Consider the following 18,826-nt stretch of genomic DNA (forward strand, 5'->3'; position numbering starts at 1 on the left):
AAATAGGGCAGACACCGCCCGCCCTACAAAACTACTTCCTCAGCAACTTCACCCCGCGAATCGAATAATCCAAAAGCTCAATTGGGTGCATCAAAGTAACTGTTTTTCCCTGCAACTCCAAATGCTTCTTAATTTGCAAAGAACAACCCGGATTAGAAGAAGCAATCAACTCCGCCCCAGTATTCAGCAAATTCTCCACCTTTTGCACTCCCAATTCATCAGCAACCTCCGGCTGAAGCATATTGTAAACTCCCGCACTCCCGCAGCACAAAGCCGCATCCACAGGTTCTTTTAACTTCACCCCAGGGATTTGTTGTAGCAACTGACGCGGCTGCAAACTAATCTTTTGGCCGTGCAACAAATGACAAGCATCCTGATAAACAATTGTCAAATCTCCATCAATCAAAGGATTGAGTTTTGCCGTAATTCCCGCACTTGCCAAAAACTCTTGCACGTCCTTAACATTAGCAGCAAATTTCTCAGCTTTCTCCCGATATTGCGGGTCATCTGCTAAAATATGACCGTATTCTTTCAAAGTATGGCCGCAGCCCGCAGCGTTGATAATCACAAAATCAACGCCAGTATTTTCAAAGCTATCAATCATTTGTCTCGCCAAAGCTTTCGCCTGTTCCGCTTGGCCTTGGTGTTCCGGCAAAGCAGCACAGCATCCCTGACTTTTAGGAACCACAACCTCGCAACCGTTAGCCGTCAAAACACGCACCGTAGCTTCATTAACTGGCGAAAATAACAGCCGCTGCACGCAGCCTAAAATCACACCGACTCGATAGCGTTTTTCACCTATTGCCGGAATTACCTCTGGTAAATTATCCCGGAAAGAATCGACAGTAACTTTCGGCAAAATTGATTCCATCGCCGCCAAGCGGGGAAATATTTTTTTCAGCAAACCTGTTTTGCGGACAAGTTTTGGCAGTCCTAATTTTTGATAAATAAACAGCGGTACAAGCAAAGGCCGCAATCTGTGAGGATAAGGGAAGAGATTAAAAATCAGAGTGCGAATTACATTGTCGGAAAAAGTGCGTTCCTGATTTCTAGTAACTTGGTGGCGAGTGGCGGAAATTAATTTGTCGTATTGAACTCCAGAAGGGCAAGTTGTAACGCAGGCCAAACAGCCCAAACAAGTATCGAAATGCTGCGAGGTTGCTTCATTTAATGGTGCGTCGCCTTCGTTGATTGCATCCATTAAATAAATGCGACCTCTAGGCGAATCCATTTCTTTGCCGAGTACGCGATAACTCGGACAAGTTGACAAACAAAAGCCGCAGTGTACGCAAGTATCGATTAATTTCGGGTCGGGCGGATTGTTGGCGTCGAAACCTGGGATTTCGAGGGTTTCTAAGTGGGGATTTTGTGCTAGAAAATTGCTTTCTTTGGCAGGTCTTAAATTGTCGCTGGGAACTTGAGATTTTTCTGAAGTTTGCATATATATATTACCTAATTGTTTTGGTTCCTAGTGACTATCGCCTAAAACCCTTGAGAATTATTGCTTTTAGCTGAGTCTAGATCCCCCTAAATCCCCCTGATTGTTGGGGAGTAGGGGTTGACTTTGAGCATTTCCTGTCCCCCCCGACCTAGGGGCGGTGCCAAGAGTGCCCGCCCTTGGCGCCGGGGGGATCTAGAGCCTAATCGTCAAACAGTAGAGCGGTACTACATAAGACGTTAAGTTGACACCAATGAAACTGAATTTCTGACTACAAAGTTTCAACTAAATACCGCTGAGAAAACGACGGGGACTCAAAAGATTTTCCGGGTCAAACTGCTGTTTAATCCGGCGCATTAAATCGATCGCACTTCCAGTATAGCCCCAAACATCTAACTGTTGCTTGATGTCGGTCGGCGCTGCTAAAACAGTCAGAAAACCGCCTTTCGCTTCGCACCCTCTGCGTACCTGCAACAGCGTTTGGGCCGTCGCATTCTCAAACCGCAAAACCCCCAAACCGCTGCCTGCATGAATCCAAGCGTCCTGTACCGGCAATTCGTTAAGGGCCCTTACAGCTTCCGACGGTCTGATTCCTATTTTGCAAATAATTGCCGACTTTGTGCCAGAATCCCACATAGTTTCTGGCAATCTTTGCCATAACTGATGCTCATCATTTTCGCAGCAGCTAGTGCCTTGCAAACCCAACTTTTCGCCAACTTCCAGCAAGCGGGCTGATTGTTGTTTAACACTTTCGGCGATACTTTGAAATCTGACGATTAATCCCGTGCCCTTTCCTAAGCCTAATTTTGCCACTAATTCAGGTGACAGCAAATCGATCGCACTTGGTGTCAAAGCAGAGGATAATAAGATTTGAGCCGTTTGGGACAAAGCATTAACTTCCCCTGTCAGCACTACGGTTCCCGATGATTCAGGCAGCGGATAAACTCGGAAAGTTACTTGAGAAATGACGCCCAAGGTACCGTAAGCACCAGTAAACAGTTTCATCAAGTCGTAACCGGCGACATTTTTAACAACTCGACCCCCGGCTACGGCAATTTTACCGTCCGATCGCACAAAGGTAATTCCCAATAGCAAATCTCTCACCCCCCGATAGCGATGCCGCAAGGAACCCGCATCAGCAGTAGCGACAATGCCGCCCAAAGTTGCCTGTTGCGAATATGCTGGATCGATCGGCAAAAATTGACCTGCTGCAGCTAAAATTTGTTGCAAATCCGCAAACTTCATCCCCGCTTCCGCAGTCACGGTTAAATCGCCCACAGCGTGTTCTACAAGTCGATTGAGGCGCGAAGTGCTGACAGCCACAAGCCCCCCTGCCCCAGGATATCCCCCTAAATCCCCCTTAAAAAGACCCACTTTGACAACATCTTGCTCCCCCCTTTGTAGGGGCGGTGCCCCCGTGCCCGCCCTGGGCAGGGGGGGATCGGAGTCTAATTTGACTAAACCGCCCCAATCAAGTTTGCTGCCGCTGCCACAGGGCAAGACTGCACAGCGATTTTGCCCAGCCCAAGCAATGACAGCCGCCAGTTCTTCCTGAGTATTGGGGTAAACGGTACAATCTATTTTCGTGTCGGGGGCAACTGCTTTTTCTACCCGTTCTTGCCAAAATAGCTCTGTATCTTGCCAGCGACAGATGCCAGCAGTCCCGACAATACTTTCTAATTCTTGTGTGCTTACGTAATTTTCGGTAGAAAAAGATTTCATGAAGGTTATCAGACGCCCGGTAAAAAAAATTCTCAAAACATTGCCTAAAACCATTAAATATTAATACGGGCCCGATATTCAAAACATGAAGAAACAAATGTCTCAAAACCGAATTTCTCTGGGAATTACCGGTCTCAACGAAGTGATTGGCGGCGGCCTAATTTCTCAACGCTCTTATCTGGTGCGTGGCGGCCCGGGTACTGGCAAGACTACACTCGGCTTTCACTTTTTGGCTGCTGGTGTGGCTCTGGGAGAAACGCCCCTGTTTATTACTTTAGGAGAACCCGAAGCGCAATTGCGGGCCAATGCCGCAAGTCTCGGTTTTGATATGGAAGCGATGGCGTTCCTGGATTTGAGCCCATCCTCAGAATTTTTTACAGAAGTTCAGACTTATGACATTTTCTCGCCCTCGGAGGTGGAGCGAGAACCGACTACACAAAAGATTATCGAACGAGTCCAAGCTGTCAAGCCACAACGGGTGTTTTTGGACGCGATAACTCAATTTCGCTACTTAGCTGCGGATGAGTTCCAATTCCGCAAACAAGTTCTATCTTTTCTGCGCTTTTTAGTCGAAGGGGGGGCGACGGTGGTGTTCACCTCAGAAGGCACTTCAAGTGCTCCCGATGACGATTTGCAATTCATCAGCGACGGAGTAATTTATTTAGAACTCCGCCCTGAAGGACGCGCCATGTCTGTCACCAAGCTGCGAGGCTCCAACTTCCGCAGCGGCCGCCATTCGCTGCGCCTGACTCAGGCTGGTATGGAGGTATTTCCGCGACTGCTTCCAGATAACTTTCAACAGGATTTTGTTGCGGAAGCAATTTCTTCTGGGGTTCCAGAAATGGACGAACTACTGCACGGGGGACTGGAACGGGGGACTGTCACGGTGATTACCGGGCCTAGCGGCGTTGGTAAAACGACGGTGGGGGTTCAGTTTATGAAGGAAGCGGCGGGAAGGGGGGAGCGATCAGTAGTTTACATTTTTGAGGAGTCAAGTTCTACTCTGCTGCAGCGCTGCGAATCAGTTAACATCCCGGTTGGGGCGATGATGGGGCAAGGAAGTCTTTCCGTGATACCCGTGGAACCTTTGCTGTACTCGCCGGATCAGTTTGCCTCTATGGTTCGCCAGCAGGTGGAGCAGGAAAAGACGCAGATTGTGATGATTGACAGTATTTCTGGCTATCAGCTTTCGATGCAGGGGCAAGATTTGGTGCACAATTTGCACGCTTTGTGTAAGTATCTGAAGAATATGGGAGTCACCGTTATCTTGATTAATGAGGTAGAAGCCATTAGCGGAGATTTTCGGCTGACCGAGATCGGGATTAGCTATTTGGCGGATAATCTTCTGTTTCTACGTTATCTGGAATGCCAACTCCATAATAGGACAGAAATCCGCAAGGCGATCGGAGTAATTAAAAAACGAGTCAGCAATTTCGAGAGAAGTCTGCGAGAACTCGAGATTACTCGCTACGGCATCAAAGTCAGCAAACCGATAGCGGGGCTGCGCGGCATTTTGAGTTCGGCGCCGGTGTGGATTGAGGCGGGAGGGGAGGAAGATTGAATCGGGATTTGTGCTGCTGTTTTGGGGCAATTGCAGCTAATTTTACAGTCGTGAATCTACTAATCAGTAGGGGCGCACCGCGCACCTCACCACTAGCCTAAGTCCTGGAAAACTTAAATATATTGGTAAATTTGTGTATTTTTCGACTTTTATAGCAGTTTTCAATTCTCTGAAATACAGTAGAGGCACAGGGCACGCGGCCGTATCCTGTACCCCAGCATCTGTACTTCACTCAACTGAAAACCTATGTAATCCCTCGCCGAAAAGTAAGCTAATACCAGATAAAAAAAGAATCCAACTTTAGGCCACCTCCCAACCCATATATAATCAGTCGGGAGCATCTCAATGAAAGCAGCCCAGCCCAAAATTGGAGTTAGGAGCCAGGAGTCAGGAGTCAGGAGGAAAGAGTCAGAAGGAAGCAGGAAGAAGAAGTGTTTTTACAAATATGAGATGCTCCCAATCAGTCACTCCCCCTTCTAAAATCTAAAATCTAAAATCTAAAATCTAAAATGGTTATAACCCCTATTCACAGGAAGCTGATAAATGACTGGCACTTCAATAATTTTAGCCGTAGACCGCAATCAGCGCAACTTGGAACTGTTAGCACAGTTTCTCAACAAAGAAGGATACCAGATGATCGCGGCTTATAACTTTGAAGATGTTGCACAAGCTATCAGTCAGCCTGCTAGGATCGGGATGGCTTTAGTAGATATTTCTGGTTTCGATCGCCGGATTTGGGAGTGCTGCGAACAACTGCGAAATCACCAAATCCCTTTTCTGATACTCTCGCCCAAACAAAGCGCTGCCATTCAGCACGAAAGCCTCTGCCACGGTGCTCGGAATATGTTGGTAAAACCTTTGATCGTTAGAGATTTGCTATCCATTGTTCACAGCTTGCTAGGAGAACGTGCGTGAGTCAAATTTTATTGCTTGTCGAACAGAAAGAAAATCGCCGCTTGTTATTAGAATGGCTAGCAGTTTACTATGAGGTTTTGCTGCCAAACTCAACAGAAAATAGTGAGGAGTTTTTACCATTTAATCAATCTTTTGACCTGGGGATAATTGACGGTATTTCCTTGAAACGCCACTGGCAATGGGTGGCAGCCCAAAAACAGGCAGAACACCCGGTATGCTTGCCTTTTCTTTTGATTACATCCCGCTCGGATGTAGGGATGGCAACGCAATTTATTTGGCAAAGTATTGACGATTTGATTATCGCTCCGATCGAGAAGATAGAATTGCAAGCGCGGGTGGAGATTTTGCTGCGATCGCGCCAGTTGTCTTTAACTCTCAAATTGTCTCACGACCAACTCGATCGCACTCTGCAAACAGCCCAAGAACTCAACGAGATGAAAACATCTTTGCTGTACATGATTGCCCACGATGTTCGCAATCCTTTGAATTTCATCATCGGCACTACCCAACTTCTTACCAAGTACAAGTTGACATTAACAGATGAGAAAACACAAGAACTGTTAGACAAAACTCAAGCCGCCGCAAAAGGCATTGATCTGTTATTAGATGATGTTCTGTTGCTGGGGCGTGTTGAGTCAGGAAAAACCGGGTTTTCCTTGCTACCGATAGACTTAGCAAAGTTTTGTAATGAGTTGGTAGGGGAATTTCAGAACAGCCTGAAGTTGAAACCGGAAAATGATCGGGTAACGCTGATTTTTGTAAATCACCATCCAGCCGCGATGGCGTGTTTGGAGGTAAGCTTACTCCGGCGAATTCTGGGCAATTTGCTGTCCAATGCTATTAAGTATTCTCCCCCAAATACCGAAGTGATCTTTGAATTAAAACTTACTGAAGCCGAGGCTATTTTTTCGGTACAGGATGCAGGAATTGGCATACCTGTCGCCGACCAAGAACGGTTGTTTGATTCATTTTACCGGGCTAAAAATGTCGGTCGAATTCCCGGTACGGGACTGGGGCTGAGCATTGTTAAAAAATGCGTGGACTTGCACGGTGGCGAAATTACTGTCAACAGTGAAGAAGGGGTTGGCAGTACATTTACAGTAACGCTGCCGATCGCACAACCTGGAAAAAAGCAAATCTCGCCTGCAACGCCTTAAACTAGATGCAGGCATTATATTGGGATATTCATTGATAACTTTGACGCCCGGATGAGGCTATACGTGGTAGTCTGACCCTGATATGTATCCTCAAAAAACTTAAGAACACTCTCGCTATTTTACAACGCCAGAATTTGAAGAACCATTAACAGTCGCTGGTCAACTGATGAAATTGAGCATCGTCGTTCCAGGAGCGATCGACGAGCGGGAGAATTGGCGATCGTTCCTCAAAGCTCGATCGGCATCGTAAAAAATGTTGAACGCACCCAAAAAATAATTAGATACCATTCAAAACTTATCTGAGTAGCCAGACTTTATATTTCTGAAAAAAAGCGACCCAACAACCGTCACATCTGAGATTATCTGATGAGTATTTTAACACTTTAAAAATGGTTAATAAACTCTTTTATGAATTATTTTCGGACTCTTGTGCCGTACAATCAATCAAGAGTTGAAGAGCGATCGCATGAGCTTTCATGTGGACAGTCCAACTGTTCAACTATTAATGGTTGAAACCTGATGTCTCCCGGTTCAATTGCCACTCTTCTCCACCAAGCTGGCAACAAGAGCAGCCAAAACTTACCCAAAGACACAGAACGCTGCTCGTGAACAAAAACCAAGGTCAGGAGAGCCACCAGTCGTAAGACGGCTGAGAGGGCAAACACCCCTGGCAAGCCACCGAGATTGGTCAAAGTGGCGAGAAAGCCACCCACGGTGATTCCCATTGCCCCAGTGACACCAGGAACCGCGGCCGCGATCGCAAAGTATATCGACTGATTCAACAGTGGTGCCACCGACATCATCAGATTACCACTGCACAGGTCGATCGCCGCCCACGTTGCACCACCGATGATGTGCAACAGCGGGAACCACACCCATAGGAAAATTGGAGCCGTTCCCCCTTCTAGCCAGAGTAGAGGGGTCAGAGCCACCAAAACTCCCACTACTAGCATAATCGGGCGATTCCCAACCCGGTCAGCCAGCTTCCCCCAAAAAACCAGCATCAGCAAGTTAGCACCAGCACCTAAGCTGCTATAGAGCGTTACCACGCTGACATCTATCTTTAGGTCATCCAGCAAGTAAAGATTAAAGAAGGGCGCGCTGACGTTAACGGCAAAGCTCCATAGACCAGAGTAAAGCAAAAACTTTAAAAAATTGGCTTCCTTGAGAAAGCTAAAAATTGTCCCTGTGGATGATTTTTCGCCTGTATCTGAATGCGTGTGTACAAGCTTTGGGTTCACATCGGTCATAAAGAACTGACAACCTAGACTGATGAGGCCAAGCACAATTCCTAAAACCAAGATGGCACTGTAACCTTGGAGCTTTCCACCGGGCCAGTTCGATACCACTAGAGCCAGCAACGGCACACCAATGAGAGTCGTCAAGCTGACAGCACTATTGCGAAAGCCAAAATACCGCCCGCGCAACCGCTGAGGTACTAACGCCGCCATCCAGCTCAAGAAGGAAGCACGACCTAAAGATTCTAAGACTTGAGTTATCCAGATGATTGCCAATGTCAACTGCACTAGCTGATGTCCGGCCAGATGAAATGAGCCTCCCAACCAAAGGGCTGGCACGAGAATCAGCCACAGCAGTCGCGATATTCCGAAAATCCAGAAGGAATACCAGTGGCGGCTCTGTGTTCGGTCTGCTATATAAGCTCCGAACGGTTGGAGCAAATTTACCAGTTGAGGAATGGAGGAGAGCATACCAATTTCGACTGGACCAGCCCCCAAATCGAGCAAGAAATTACTGAGCAACGCGCCGCCGATGATGCTGTAAAAAAGCGTAGCGAAAACACCGTCCAAAGTTAGTGCTCTGAGGCTCGATCGAGTTTCCGGTTTGGAAAGTTTTAGATGCCCATTTGTCAGAAGTACCGTCTCTGGTAAGGCTATATCCTCTTGGATTTCCTGAAGATCGAGAGGATTCGTTCCTACTAAGCTGTAATCTTCTTCTTGTTTTTCGAGCATACTGGATAGCCAATAGATAAGCTGCTACGCAGCTTAATTGTATAACATAAGATTAAGTATTTTAAGGAGCACAGCCATAGATGCAAGCTAAAAGTCTATACGCTTGGTTTACAACTATTTATTCCTCGGAGATCCCCCTAAATCCCCCTTAAGAAGGAGGACTTTGAGTAAGTTCTGATATCCCTCTTTTTAAGGATGGCTAGTAGGGGGGATCGAGCTTAACTGAACCGTATTGAGCTAAAAGTTATCGCTCTCACAAGTAAAAAGAAAGATTACTTAAATAAATTAGAAAAAATAAGAATGCCAAAATTACCGATTAATTATTATTAATTGCATTGATTAATAATAATAATTAATCAATAAATAGCTAAGTTTTTATAAATTTCCTATGCGACAGTAGGTTACTGGGTTCTTCAGGGTGAACCCAATAAAACAGAGAGCTTTTCAGATGGAAGAAGTCAATCGATTTTAGATTTTAGATTTTAGATTAAAGAATTGACCACACGGATAAATTCGGGGGGCAAGTTTCATCGGATACAGGTTTTTTATTTTTCCACGGATGAATCCGGGGGGTTTTATTTTGGACGCTTTCGGTCAAGGTAACTTTCGGAAACCCACCTCTTAGTATGAATAAATGTTGCTAAAAATGAGAACCTAATCAAAGTTCTAAAGGAGCAAGAGCGTTCAATAAGTCTTCTAGGATAAATCGCAGCAAAGATTGAGTTGCTAATATTAAACCTAATCGAGCTTGGGCGAGCTTTGGCTGTTCTATTTTAACTTCTCCCCAAATTCGGCACTGGCTGTAAAAAATCTGAAATGATTCGCTCAAACTATTGGCTAATTTGAAATAATTGACAGGTTGTTCGCGGTTCTTTACATCAAAAGTAGGATATAAATTGTCTAGCACTGTTAAGAGTTGGGATATTAAACGGCGTTCTGCAGGATGCACTAACCGCAGTCGATCGCCCTCGTCAATCCAAGGGATAGGATTTGGACTCGCCAGCGACCAAATTTCCGGCGCTGTAGCGACATCGGGCTGCGTGATCGCAATTATCCGATCGCGGTGGGCCATTCGCAGCAGGGAACAGCAGCGCGCGTGGCTGTACTGAATGGGAAACAGTCGATCGGCACACACAACAGGAGATAATATTCTAGATTCTGGAACTGGGAGGTTCGTTTGAGCTAAACGCTGCAACCAGACGGCTAAACCTGCATCAGTCAACTCCAGCTCGATAATTCCCGCCGGCGCCACTTTAACGGCGAAATCCGGGTAGCACAGCGGTTCGAGTGTTTCGGCCAACTGTGCAGCGATTGTCTGCGGTGTCTGCTGCCAAGTTTTAGCCAATTTCAGGGCGATCGCAGACATGTACAGCACCCGCGCGCTATCTTTACTCCGATTTAACGGAAATATTGCACCATTCTCAATTACTTGTTTAGGGACAGGCATCTTGCCTGTTCCACAAGAAAATTCATCTCTTGTGGAATGGGCATCTTGCCCGTTCTTGAGAATGGTGCAAGATTTAAGATTTAACGGGAATATTGCACCATTCTCAATTACTTGTTGAGGAACAGGCATCTTGCCTGATCCACAAGAAAATTCATCTCTTGTGGAATGGGCATCTTGCCCGTTCTTGAGAATGGTGCCACCTATGAGATTTAATGGAATTTTCCCTAGTGCCTCTTGCTGGCCGATCGCCCTTTGGAACCTTGAAAGCAAGAAACACTTCACTGTAACTTCCGGGCACTGCTCCATATTTGCTGTATCCATATCGGCTCATCCTACCGTAAGAGCAACGAGCGACTGTTACCACTTGCACTGTTCTTGTACGTTAAACTGCTGATGTCAGAGATAGTCGATCAGCTCCCCGGATCAGGGCTACCTCGAATTAATCGGCTTTCTAGCCATTTGTTTGCTAACTATACAATAATTTACGACAAATTTTTTGCTGAACTCTACCATTTTGATGTATTTTTTGCTACATTAAATCTTTCGGTAAAACTAAGAAAAGTCAGCACAGTTAAGAAGCGTGCAAGCTTGATCGGGGGTTGGTTGTCTCACTTGGTATCGCACTGCTGGCAAAAGCTGTTTTTCTCACTATCAAATATATCCCAGAGCCTCACTTATGCAATCAACTTCCACACATCTAGAGACTATCGATCGACCTTTTATCACTTGGCAGCGAATTATCGACTGGGCCCAGGAACACTACCGCTGCCGGACTTTTAGCAAAGATGAGCGGATTCCCGCAAGACCCGGACTGCTGTATTTAGTCCAGAAAGGTTCTGTGCGGCTCGTAGGCAGCGCTCAAGTTAGCGCGGCAGCAGCGAAGTCAAAATCCGTTGACAAAACTACAGAAGAAGCTTTTTTGGGCTTCGTCGGGGCCGGTCAGCCCTTTGAACTTGTTGCTCAGTCTCCGTTTACTCTCCAAGCTTACGCCCATGCCGATCAAACTCACGTAGTGTGGATGTACTGGCACGACTTGGATAATTGGCCTCACTTTCGCAGGGAAATTTTGGATGCGTTTCGCTACCAGCACCAGCGGAAACTTCTCTGGCTAAGCACTTTGGGACAGCGCCGGACGATTGATCGACTGTTGGGATTTCTCACTTTGTTGATCGAGGAGTTCGGCGAACCTTACGTAAGTGACGACGAACCGGATGTAGTTCGGGGCTACCGGCTGCCTTGGGCCTTGACTCACGCTCAAATTGGCAGCGCAATTGGCTCAACGCGGGTGACGGTGACACGACTGATGGGTAAGTTGCGATCGAAAGGTTTGATTAATACTGAGGATGATAATTTAATCTGTTTGCCGGCTAAGTCTAACCCCCAAAAGACAAAAAACCACAAGCAGGACGTAGAAGATTCCCTGGAAGATTCCCTGGAAGATTCCCTGGAAGATTCCTTGGATGATTCCTTGGATGATGAAGATTCTCTCGAAGAATCTGCATAAAATCCTGCGGTAAATTGCCAACAAACAGCACGTCACTATTAGTTTTGGGCAGTCGCGCTCGATCGCTCGACAGTGTACGATTAATTGTGTAAAATTTTCCCGTTCTCGAAAGGTGCGACTGACAATGACCGATGACAAGCAAAAATCTTCAATCCCGAACAATCAGCAACGGGTGGTATTCTGCGACTTTGACGGCACGATAACTGTTGAAGAAACTTTTGTGGCAATGCTCAAGCATTTCGCACCCGAATTGTCGTCTCAACTGATGCCTGAAATCTACGCTAGAAGGCTGAGTTTGCGATCGGGAGTGCGGCAGTTATTAGAGTCTATTCCCTCGGAACGTTACGGGGAAATTGTGGAATTTTCTAGGGGAAGGCTGATGCGGCCGGGATTGTTGGAGTTGCTGGATTTTTTGGACGAAAAAAAGGTAGATTTTGCGATCGTTTCCGGCGGTCTTCGGATTATGGTAGAGACGGTAATGGGCGATTTGGTACACCGGGCGAGCGTTATTTATGCTGTGGATGTGGATGCTAGTGGCCCTCGCTTGCAAGTCAATTCTGAGTTTGAAGGAGATGAGGAATTGGTGTCTAAGGTGCGGGTGATGGGCCAGCACCCGGCCCAGGAACAGGTGGCAATCGGAGATTCCCTGACGGATTTTAATATGGCTTTGCAGGCTTCCTCGGTGTTTGCGCGCGATCGGCTTGCCCAGTATCTAGACGAACAGCAAAAGCCTTATACTAAATGGGATAATTTTTTTGATGTGTTGGAAAATTTGTCCCAAAAATGGAATTGAAACTATCGCCTTTCTCAGGTAATATAAATTCCGTTTGCATCGGTATTGTATGATGTTAAATTTTGTAGGGGCCCGTGAGCCAGCAACAATGGCCTATAATAGACAATATAATAAACCCGCCCCCGTGCATATAAGTCCGATGCTACTGGATTTGATATAAGGTGCACAATGCACACCCTACGTTTAGATAGGCCAGCGCAATTCCTATTAACGTAAAAAGTAGATTAAAAATTGAGGATTTGTAAACAATGAGTGGCGATTTGAGATCGGATTTAATTGCAGCAGCCAAACATTTTTACGATCGCGGTTGGATGGTTGGGACTGCTGGCAATCTTTCAGCCCGCTTACCAGATGGCAGTTTTTGGATTACTGCTAGTGGCCGCGCGAAAGGGCAGTTAACTGAACAAGATTTTATCAGAATGAACTCAGACGGCGCTATTGTTGAGCAACCTGTTGCCGACAGCCGCCCTTCAGCCGAAACCAGCATTCATTTAGCCGTTTACAATTGTTTTCCAGACGCTAAAGCTTGCTATCACGTGCACTCCATTGAAGCAAATTTAGTTTCTCGGCTAACCGCAGGAGATGCAGTGCCTTTACCCGCGATCGAAATGGTGAAAGGTTTGGGGGTGTGGGAGGAAAACCCGCAAGTGTCGATACCCCTCTTTACAAATTATTTAGAAGTGCCTAAGATAGCCAAGGAAATTTGCGACTTCTTTGCCATTTGTGCGCCCTCTGTACCCGCTTTATTAATTCGCGATCACGGTATCACAGTCTGGGCAGACTCGCCAGCCGCTGCCTACAATTACGTAGAAATTGTAGAATACATTTTTCGCTATACGATCGCAGCCCGCCAATTAAATTTAGATTGAAGATTTGAGAGTAGAGATTGAGCGGTGCATGCATTCCGAGGCTTAGGGATTTCAAATTAGGAAACGAGCAAACGTCCAAAATAGACAACAGTTATGGCTAAATATACCAGGATTTTATCGATAGATGGAGGCGGAATTAGAGGAATTATTCCCGCGCAAGTTTTAGTTAGCGTTGAGTCAAAGCTGCAACAAAAAAGTGGCAACCCAGAGGCGAGAATAGCTGACTATTTTGATTTAATCGCGGGCACGAGTGCGGGAGGAATTTTAACTTGCATCTATTTGTGTCCTGACGGCGAAAATCCCACCAGACCTCGGTGGTCTGCCGAAGATGCTCTTAATTTTTCGATTAAGAGCGGCCGCGACGTTTTTAAGACTTCATTATGGCAAAAAGTCAGATCTCTAGATGGTTTGAGAGATGAGAAATATCCCAGGGAACCCTTAGAAAAATTATTTGGGGAAAATTTTAGCGATTACAAACTCAGCGAACTGCTAAAACCTTGTTTAATTTGCAGTTACGACATCGAAAGGAGAAAAGCTCACTTCTTCGATCAAATAGATGCTCAAAAATGTCCAGCAGAAGACTATTTCATTAGAGATATCGCCAGAGCAACATCGGCAGCTCCCTCTTATTTTGAGGTTGCTAAAATCTACTCTTTTAGCAATGAATGCTACGCTTTAATTGACGGGGGAGTATTCGCAAACAATCCCGCACTTTGTGCCTATGCAGAAGTTAGAAATAAATTCAGAATTCCTGACGACCGCCCCGACAAAGGCCCGACAGCAAAAGATATGGTAATTTTATCCTTGGGAACCGGAGAAGCTCAGAAAAAATACCCCTACGAAAGAGTAAAAAATTGGGGTCAAGTTGAGTGGGTTGAGCCTTTGATTAATATCATGATGACGGGAGTTGCGGAAACTGTAAATTATCAACTAATTCAAATTTATGATGCGGTTGAAAGACCGAATCAATATTTGAGAATTACTCCCGATTTGAGCCACGAACAACCGCTGCAGATTGATGATGCCTCGGAAGAGAAAATATCAGACCTGCTGAGAATTGGCAAGAAGCAAGCCGAAAAGAATAATGAACAGTTGGATAAGTTTATCGACTTGTTACTTGCGGAGTAGTCCTAGAGTTTTCGTCATATTGTAGGGTGGGTTGGGCGCGACGATTAAGTTAAGTCACCAATAAATAAATCTTAAACCGCGCCTAACCCACCAACCGCAGGGCAAGCCGACTGAAAATATATGTTGACAAATCGTGCAATAATTGCCGTAGGATTGCCGAAAATCTCTATTTAGCAGTGCTTCGCCCTGTTTGCAATTAATCGCGAGCCGTCAGTCATTGGTTAAGAAATACCAAGAAAAGTACGATCGACCTTTAGATGAAACCTTCAATAACAGGTGGTTTCAGCGGTTTTTCGTGACGCTGTTCCTGGGTGGCCAAGTGCTGCTACGCATAATCCAAGGCAAAATTGACCGCCGCAAAATCATGGAACATTTAGTAACAGTAGGTCTGGATTCTTTGCGCTCGGTGCTGCTAATAGCCTTTTTTGGCGGCATGATTTTTACCTTTCAATCAGCCAGAGAATTGGTTCACTTTGGGGCGGTAGGGGCGGTGGGAGGTGCTTTTGCTGTGGCATTTTGTGGGGAATTAGCACCACTTTTAACGGCGGGCGTGGTGGCGGGACAAGTCGGTTCGGCTTTTGCGGCAGAGATAGGAGAAATGCAGGTGACGGAACAAATAGACGCCCTGTATATGTTGAGAACAAATCCGGTTGATTATTTAGTAGTGCCGAGGGTGATAGCTTGCTGCATCATGCTGCCGATTTTAACAATTTTTGCGGTAGCGGTGGGGATTTTGGGCGGGCTATTTGTAGCGGTTAATTTTTATAATTTGGAACCGTCGGTATTTTTGGAATCAGTGCGGACTTCTTTGGGGCCTTGGGATTTAGTAACTGTGGCGATTAAGAGTTTTATTTTTGGGTTAATAATTGCCCTTGTCGGTTGCGGTTGGGGATTGACGACGGTGGGCGGAGGGAAAGGAGTAGGTCAAGCTGCAACGGCTGCGGTGGTGACTTCGTGGGTGTTTATTTTTGTGGCGGATTTGTTTTTATCGCTGTTGATGTTTTACGAGTTGGGGATTATCAGAAGTTGATAATCTTGGCGATTATAGCAGGAGTCAATCGATTTTTGATTTTCGATTTTCGATTGACTTGCGCGAGATAAATGCGGGGGCTTGAGGATTTTTGATTTTCGATTTTGGATTGATTCCACGGATAAATCACGTGGCGGGTACCACCTTTGAAATTCGGGGTCAGGAGTTATATTAAATCCGTTGACATCGGAATTATAATCTCTCTCTTCTCTTTCTCTGTTTCCTCTGTGCCCTCTGTGGTTTAATCATTCCGATATAACCGGAATTGATATTATTCGTCCAGATGCTTAAATATTAAGGGTTTGAACAATCATCAACGCCCTACGCCGCCAAGGCGATTGCTATAAAATCAACATGAAGATTTTTTAAACCGCAGATGAACGCAAATAAACGCTGATGCAATTTTATCAGCGTTCATCCGTGTTCATCCGCTGAGATCTGCGGTTTAAAACTCTCAACTTTAGATGGTAGATTGGAGAAAGGAGGGCGATACACTCGAATTGCCTCAATAGGAAATTTCCCATCTGTTTCGGGGACGATTTCGAGGGTGTGTTTGGAGTTGCTCAAATTCTGAGCCAATGTTGTAGAATACTCGCGGCTTGAATCTGCAATTTGTGGCGGAACGTATGAATCAACAAACATTGGTCGCACCTGCCAGGAAATCTCAAACCCTTTAGGCGTAGGTTTTTTAGAGTATTCATAAGAATTTTTTAGCCACCAGTTTCTCGGTTCAATCACGACGCGGCCAGAGTTTGAGACAAACATTTCGTCGTTTGTACCGCTGCCGTCGTAACCTGTTTTAGAACCTACAACGTCAAATTTAAACTTGCTGGCGTCGCTGTTAATCTCAGTAATTATGGCTTTCCAATCTTCGACGATTAGCGGTTTTTGACTGGATATTTGGATGATTGCTGGCCAACCGACGCCAAGGCTAAGGCTAGGTCTGGTGATGCTGTAAAGTTCAGGAAATTCTGAGGGTTTTTTCCCGTCGATCGCAATTTTAGCAGAAATTGCCTTGCCGTTGAAGGTTTTATCGGCGATCGCATCTATTCTATTTCCTTCAAATTCTAAAACCAACTTGCCATCTTGCCACTTAACATCCCTGCCAACTGTATAGGTTTTCACTAAATCCTGCTGCGGTTGAGGAGAATTTGGCTTGTATCGCAGATGCGGTTTTATGAGAGCTGCTAGGAGAAAATTTCCCCAATCGTTGAGGTGAATGCTGTCGCTCAATAGCTGTTGGGGCTGCAAGCGATTGTCTTTCAAATACCTGCGCCACGGTTCACGAATTTCGGCGATTTCGCAGCCGTATTTATCGGCAAACTCCGGCAGCCATTTAGTAGAATGAGTGTTGTGCCATTCGTATCTGCTGACTGAATTTGGATCGTCGCTGTTGCCTGTCGGCATCCAGTCGATGTGGTCTGAATGCAAGAGTATTTCGCTAGCAGTGCGGCTGCGGACATTGGCAATTATGGCTTCGTAATCTTCACCGCCTCCGTAGACGTGAAAAATTAGCAAGTCTGGATAAAAAGGATACAAATCGTGTTCGCTGGGACGGATTAAAATCGGGGCTGAAAATCCTGCGAGTGCCCGATTTTCCACAATCAAATCTGCATTGGGAAATCGCTGTTTCAAATCCTTTACTACCTCTTGCCACCAATCTTGTTCTGTGATGGATTGACCGTAAAATAGGATACGCACTTGGCGGCGGTCTGTGGGAGTGCTAGCAGCAAGTAGCCCCATCGTCCTTTGAATCCTCGCTCCAAAAGTAGCATTATTTGCAATAGGAGCGGGTGGGGGGAATGGCGTATCGGCAGCTATTTTTTTGATGAGCGGAACTAACAGAAAGCTCAGACACAAAAAAAGCAGCCACAAGTAGCGATAAATCTTGGATTTTCTGCTATTTCCTGGGTGTTTTGCCATTGTTCTATTTTTTCCTGTCCGTTTAACTTCGCTCAAGGCGACTGTGGGATAAATGTTACGCCTCTAATCATTAGCTGTAGCGTGCTTATGGGCGCACCTCACCAGTAGCTGTAGTGTAGGCTGTCTGGAAATATATTACCAAATTGAGCAAGCCAAAAAGTGATATAATGCCAGCTAATTAATTGCAGGAGATCGATCGCACGTCAAATGGATTACAAAACAGCCCGCAGTTTTCTGATCGACCAAGGAACCGCCCTGGAAACCAAGAAAAATCCCGACGCCTTCCTGATGCGTCTCAAACAAGGTCAACCGCCCGTACCCGGACAGGTGACATCGATTTTATTAGCTTTAAAAATATTGTTTGAGAGTCTGCAAGAATCTCCAATGCTCGATCGACAATTAATCTCGGCACTGCATTTACTGTCAGTAGAAGGTTTGCAGCAATTTGAAGCAGGACTTCGCAGAGGAGTTTCTTGGCCGCCGCTGCTGAAGGAAGACTTAAATCGAATTGCGATCGCAGTCAAGAATATCTTTTCCGGCGTCTGGCAATAATTAGCTCAGCAAGCACCGAACCCGATACCCACCGCCAGCCAACTCAATTTTTTTTATACAATTATTTGTAAAAATTTATGTTAATCTTGCTACATTTACCCTCCAATTGTGGCATCTTAATATAAGAATCACTTCAAACAAACAATTGGAGATACTACTCATGAACGCTGAAGAAAAAGCTAGACAACTAATTGCACGAGAAAGGCAGCATAGCGAACACTTGCACGAATCTATGCTCAATCGTTCCTCCCACGAGCTAGAAACACATGGGGAGGGAATTGCTGAAGAAAAAGCCAGAGAATTAATGGCTCAAGAAAGGCAGCACAGCGAACACCTGCACGACTCTATGTTAAGCCGTTCCTCCCAAGAGGTAGAGGCATCGATCGCACCCGATGACACTGACAAATAAATTTTGTAAACACAAGACTTACGGACAGATACCAAGAAACCTGGTTTTTATACCATTTTTCATACCATAACAAAGGGCTGTAAAAATGTTTTTGTATAAACAACCAGGTTTCTGAGTCTTGCAATAGTTCAGCACAGCAAAACTCTACTCAAATCGAGGATAATTTTAGGTGCAATCAAAACAGCCCTTGCTCGGTTGGCAGCCGCTATCACAAACATCCACGCGCCATATATAACAATCCTCGCATCATTTGTGAATTTCTTACTCCCTCCCCTTGATAAGGGGAGGGTTGTGAATTTCTTACTCCCTCCCCTTGATAAGGGGAGGGCTGGGGTGGGGTAAAAAATTTACGACTCCTGCAAGGATTGCTATATCGCAATAGAAAATACCAAGTTCTACTGCTCGCGA

General features: G+C 45.6%; 16 protein-coding genes. 10 read left to right on the plus strand and 6 right to left on the minus strand.

From position 1 onward, the window contains the following. Positions 1-31 precede the first annotated feature (31 nt). The gene (locus tag QUB10_RS03775; protein WP_333199681.1) at positions 32-1,441 is read right to left on the minus strand and encodes a heterodisulfide reductase-related iron-sulfur binding cluster; all 1,410 of its coding nucleotides are present in this window, start codon (positions 1,439-1,441) and stop codon (positions 32-34) included. 282 nt (positions 1,442-1,723) lie between these two features. Beyond that, a complete protein-coding gene (locus QUB10_RS03780; protein WP_333199683.1) occupies positions 1,724-3,160 on the minus strand; it encodes an FAD-binding oxidoreductase in 1,437 nt (478 codons plus the stop codon). 97 nt (positions 3,161-3,257) lie between these two features. Here QUB10_RS03780 and QUB10_RS03785 point away from each other — a divergent pair, with 97 nt between their 5' ends. The 3 genes from QUB10_RS03785 to QUB10_RS03795 all read left to right on the plus strand — a co-directional run bounded on the left by QUB10_RS03785 (position 3,258) and on the right by QUB10_RS03795 (position 6,793). After that, positions 3,258-4,721, plus strand: coding sequence for an ATPase domain-containing protein (locus tag QUB10_RS03785; protein WP_333199685.1), 1,464 nt, complete (start codon positions 3,258-3,260; stop codon positions 4,719-4,721). 543 nt (positions 4,722-5,264) lie between these two features. Then, positions 5,265-5,636 carry a response regulator gene (locus QUB10_RS03790; RefSeq protein WP_333199687.1) on the plus strand — a complete coding sequence of 124 codons (372 nt, stop codon included), beginning with the start codon at positions 5,265-5,267 and terminating at the stop codon, positions 5,634-5,636. Continuing rightward, positions 5,633-6,793 (plus strand): ATP-binding protein, encoded by a 1,161-nt coding sequence (locus QUB10_RS03795; RefSeq protein WP_333199689.1) that lies wholly within the window; start codon positions 5,633-5,635, stop codon positions 6,791-6,793. Before QUB10_RS03790 ends, QUB10_RS03795 begins: the two co-directional genes overlap by 4 nt. A gap of 159 nt (positions 6,794-6,952) precedes the next feature. Here QUB10_RS03795 and QUB10_RS03800 read toward each other — a convergent pair whose 3' ends face one another. The 3 genes from QUB10_RS03800 to QUB10_RS03810 all read right to left on the minus strand — a co-directional run bounded on the left by QUB10_RS03800 (position 6,953) and on the right by QUB10_RS03810 (position 10,531). Next, the gene (locus QUB10_RS03800; RefSeq protein ID WP_333199690.1) at positions 6,953-7,081 is read right to left on the minus strand and encodes a hypothetical protein; all 129 of its coding nucleotides are present in this window, start codon (positions 7,079-7,081) and stop codon (positions 6,953-6,955) included. A 152-nt stretch (positions 7,082-7,233) separates the two neighbouring features. After that, positions 7,234-8,763: an MFS transporter gene (locus QUB10_RS03805; RefSeq protein ID WP_333199691.1), complete on the minus strand. Its 1,530-nt coding sequence runs from the start codon at positions 8,761-8,763 to the stop codon at positions 7,234-7,236. 658 nt (positions 8,764-9,421) lie between these two features. After that, entirely contained in the window at positions 9,422-10,531 is a 1,110-nt protein-coding gene (locus tag QUB10_RS03810) for a DALR anticodon-binding domain-containing protein (protein WP_333199692.1), read from the minus strand. 355 nt (positions 10,532-10,886) lie between these two features. On the opposite strand from QUB10_RS03810, the gene QUB10_RS03815 reads away from it, so the two are divergent. From QUB10_RS03815 to QUB10_RS03835, 5 genes are all read left to right on the plus strand, one after another. Further along, positions 10,887-11,714, plus strand: a complete 828-nt coding sequence (locus QUB10_RS03815; RefSeq protein ID WP_333199694.1) for a Crp/Fnr family transcriptional regulator — start codon at positions 10,887-10,889, stop codon at positions 11,712-11,714. Positions 11,715-11,838: 124 nt separating this feature from the next. Then, positions 11,839-12,507: an HAD-IB family phosphatase gene (locus QUB10_RS03820; protein ID WP_333153956.1), complete on the plus strand. Its 669-nt coding sequence runs from the start codon at positions 11,839-11,841 to the stop codon at positions 12,505-12,507. A gap of 248 nt (positions 12,508-12,755) precedes the next feature. Next, positions 12,756-13,376, plus strand: coding sequence for a methylthioribulose 1-phosphate dehydratase (gene mtnB, locus QUB10_RS03825; RefSeq protein WP_333199696.1), 621 nt, complete (start codon positions 12,756-12,758; stop codon positions 13,374-13,376). 93 nt (positions 13,377-13,469) lie between these two features. Further along, positions 13,470-14,504 (plus strand): patatin-like phospholipase family protein, encoded by a 1,035-nt coding sequence (locus tag QUB10_RS03830; RefSeq protein WP_333199697.1) that lies wholly within the window; start codon positions 13,470-13,472, stop codon positions 14,502-14,504. Positions 14,505-14,721: 217 nt separating this feature from the next. After that, the gene (locus QUB10_RS03835) at positions 14,722-15,534 is read left to right on the plus strand and encodes an MlaE family lipid ABC transporter permease subunit (protein ID WP_333199700.1); all 813 of its coding nucleotides are present in this window, start codon (positions 14,722-14,724) and stop codon (positions 15,532-15,534) included. 414 nt (positions 15,535-15,948) lie between these two features. Here QUB10_RS03835 and QUB10_RS03840 read toward each other — a convergent pair whose 3' ends face one another. Next, a complete protein-coding gene (locus QUB10_RS03840; protein WP_333199702.1) occupies positions 15,949-17,457 on the minus strand; it encodes an SGNH/GDSL hydrolase family protein in 1,509 nt (502 codons plus the stop codon). 207 nt (positions 17,458-17,664) lie between these two features. Here QUB10_RS03840 and QUB10_RS03845 point away from each other — a divergent pair, with 207 nt between their 5' ends. Next, positions 17,665-18,009, plus strand: coding sequence for a Dethiobiotin synthetase (locus QUB10_RS03845; protein ID WP_333170930.1), 345 nt, complete (start codon positions 17,665-17,667; stop codon positions 18,007-18,009). 160 nt (positions 18,010-18,169) lie between these two features. Next, a complete protein-coding gene (locus QUB10_RS03850) occupies positions 18,170-18,418 on the plus strand; it encodes a hypothetical protein (RefSeq protein WP_333108562.1) in 249 nt (82 codons plus the stop codon). Positions 18,419-18,826: the final 408 nt, after the last annotated feature.

Source organism: Microcoleus sp. B5-D4, from assembly GCF_036705145.1.
GTDB lineage: Bacteria > Cyanobacteriota > Cyanobacteriia > Cyanobacteriales > Microcoleaceae > Microcoleus.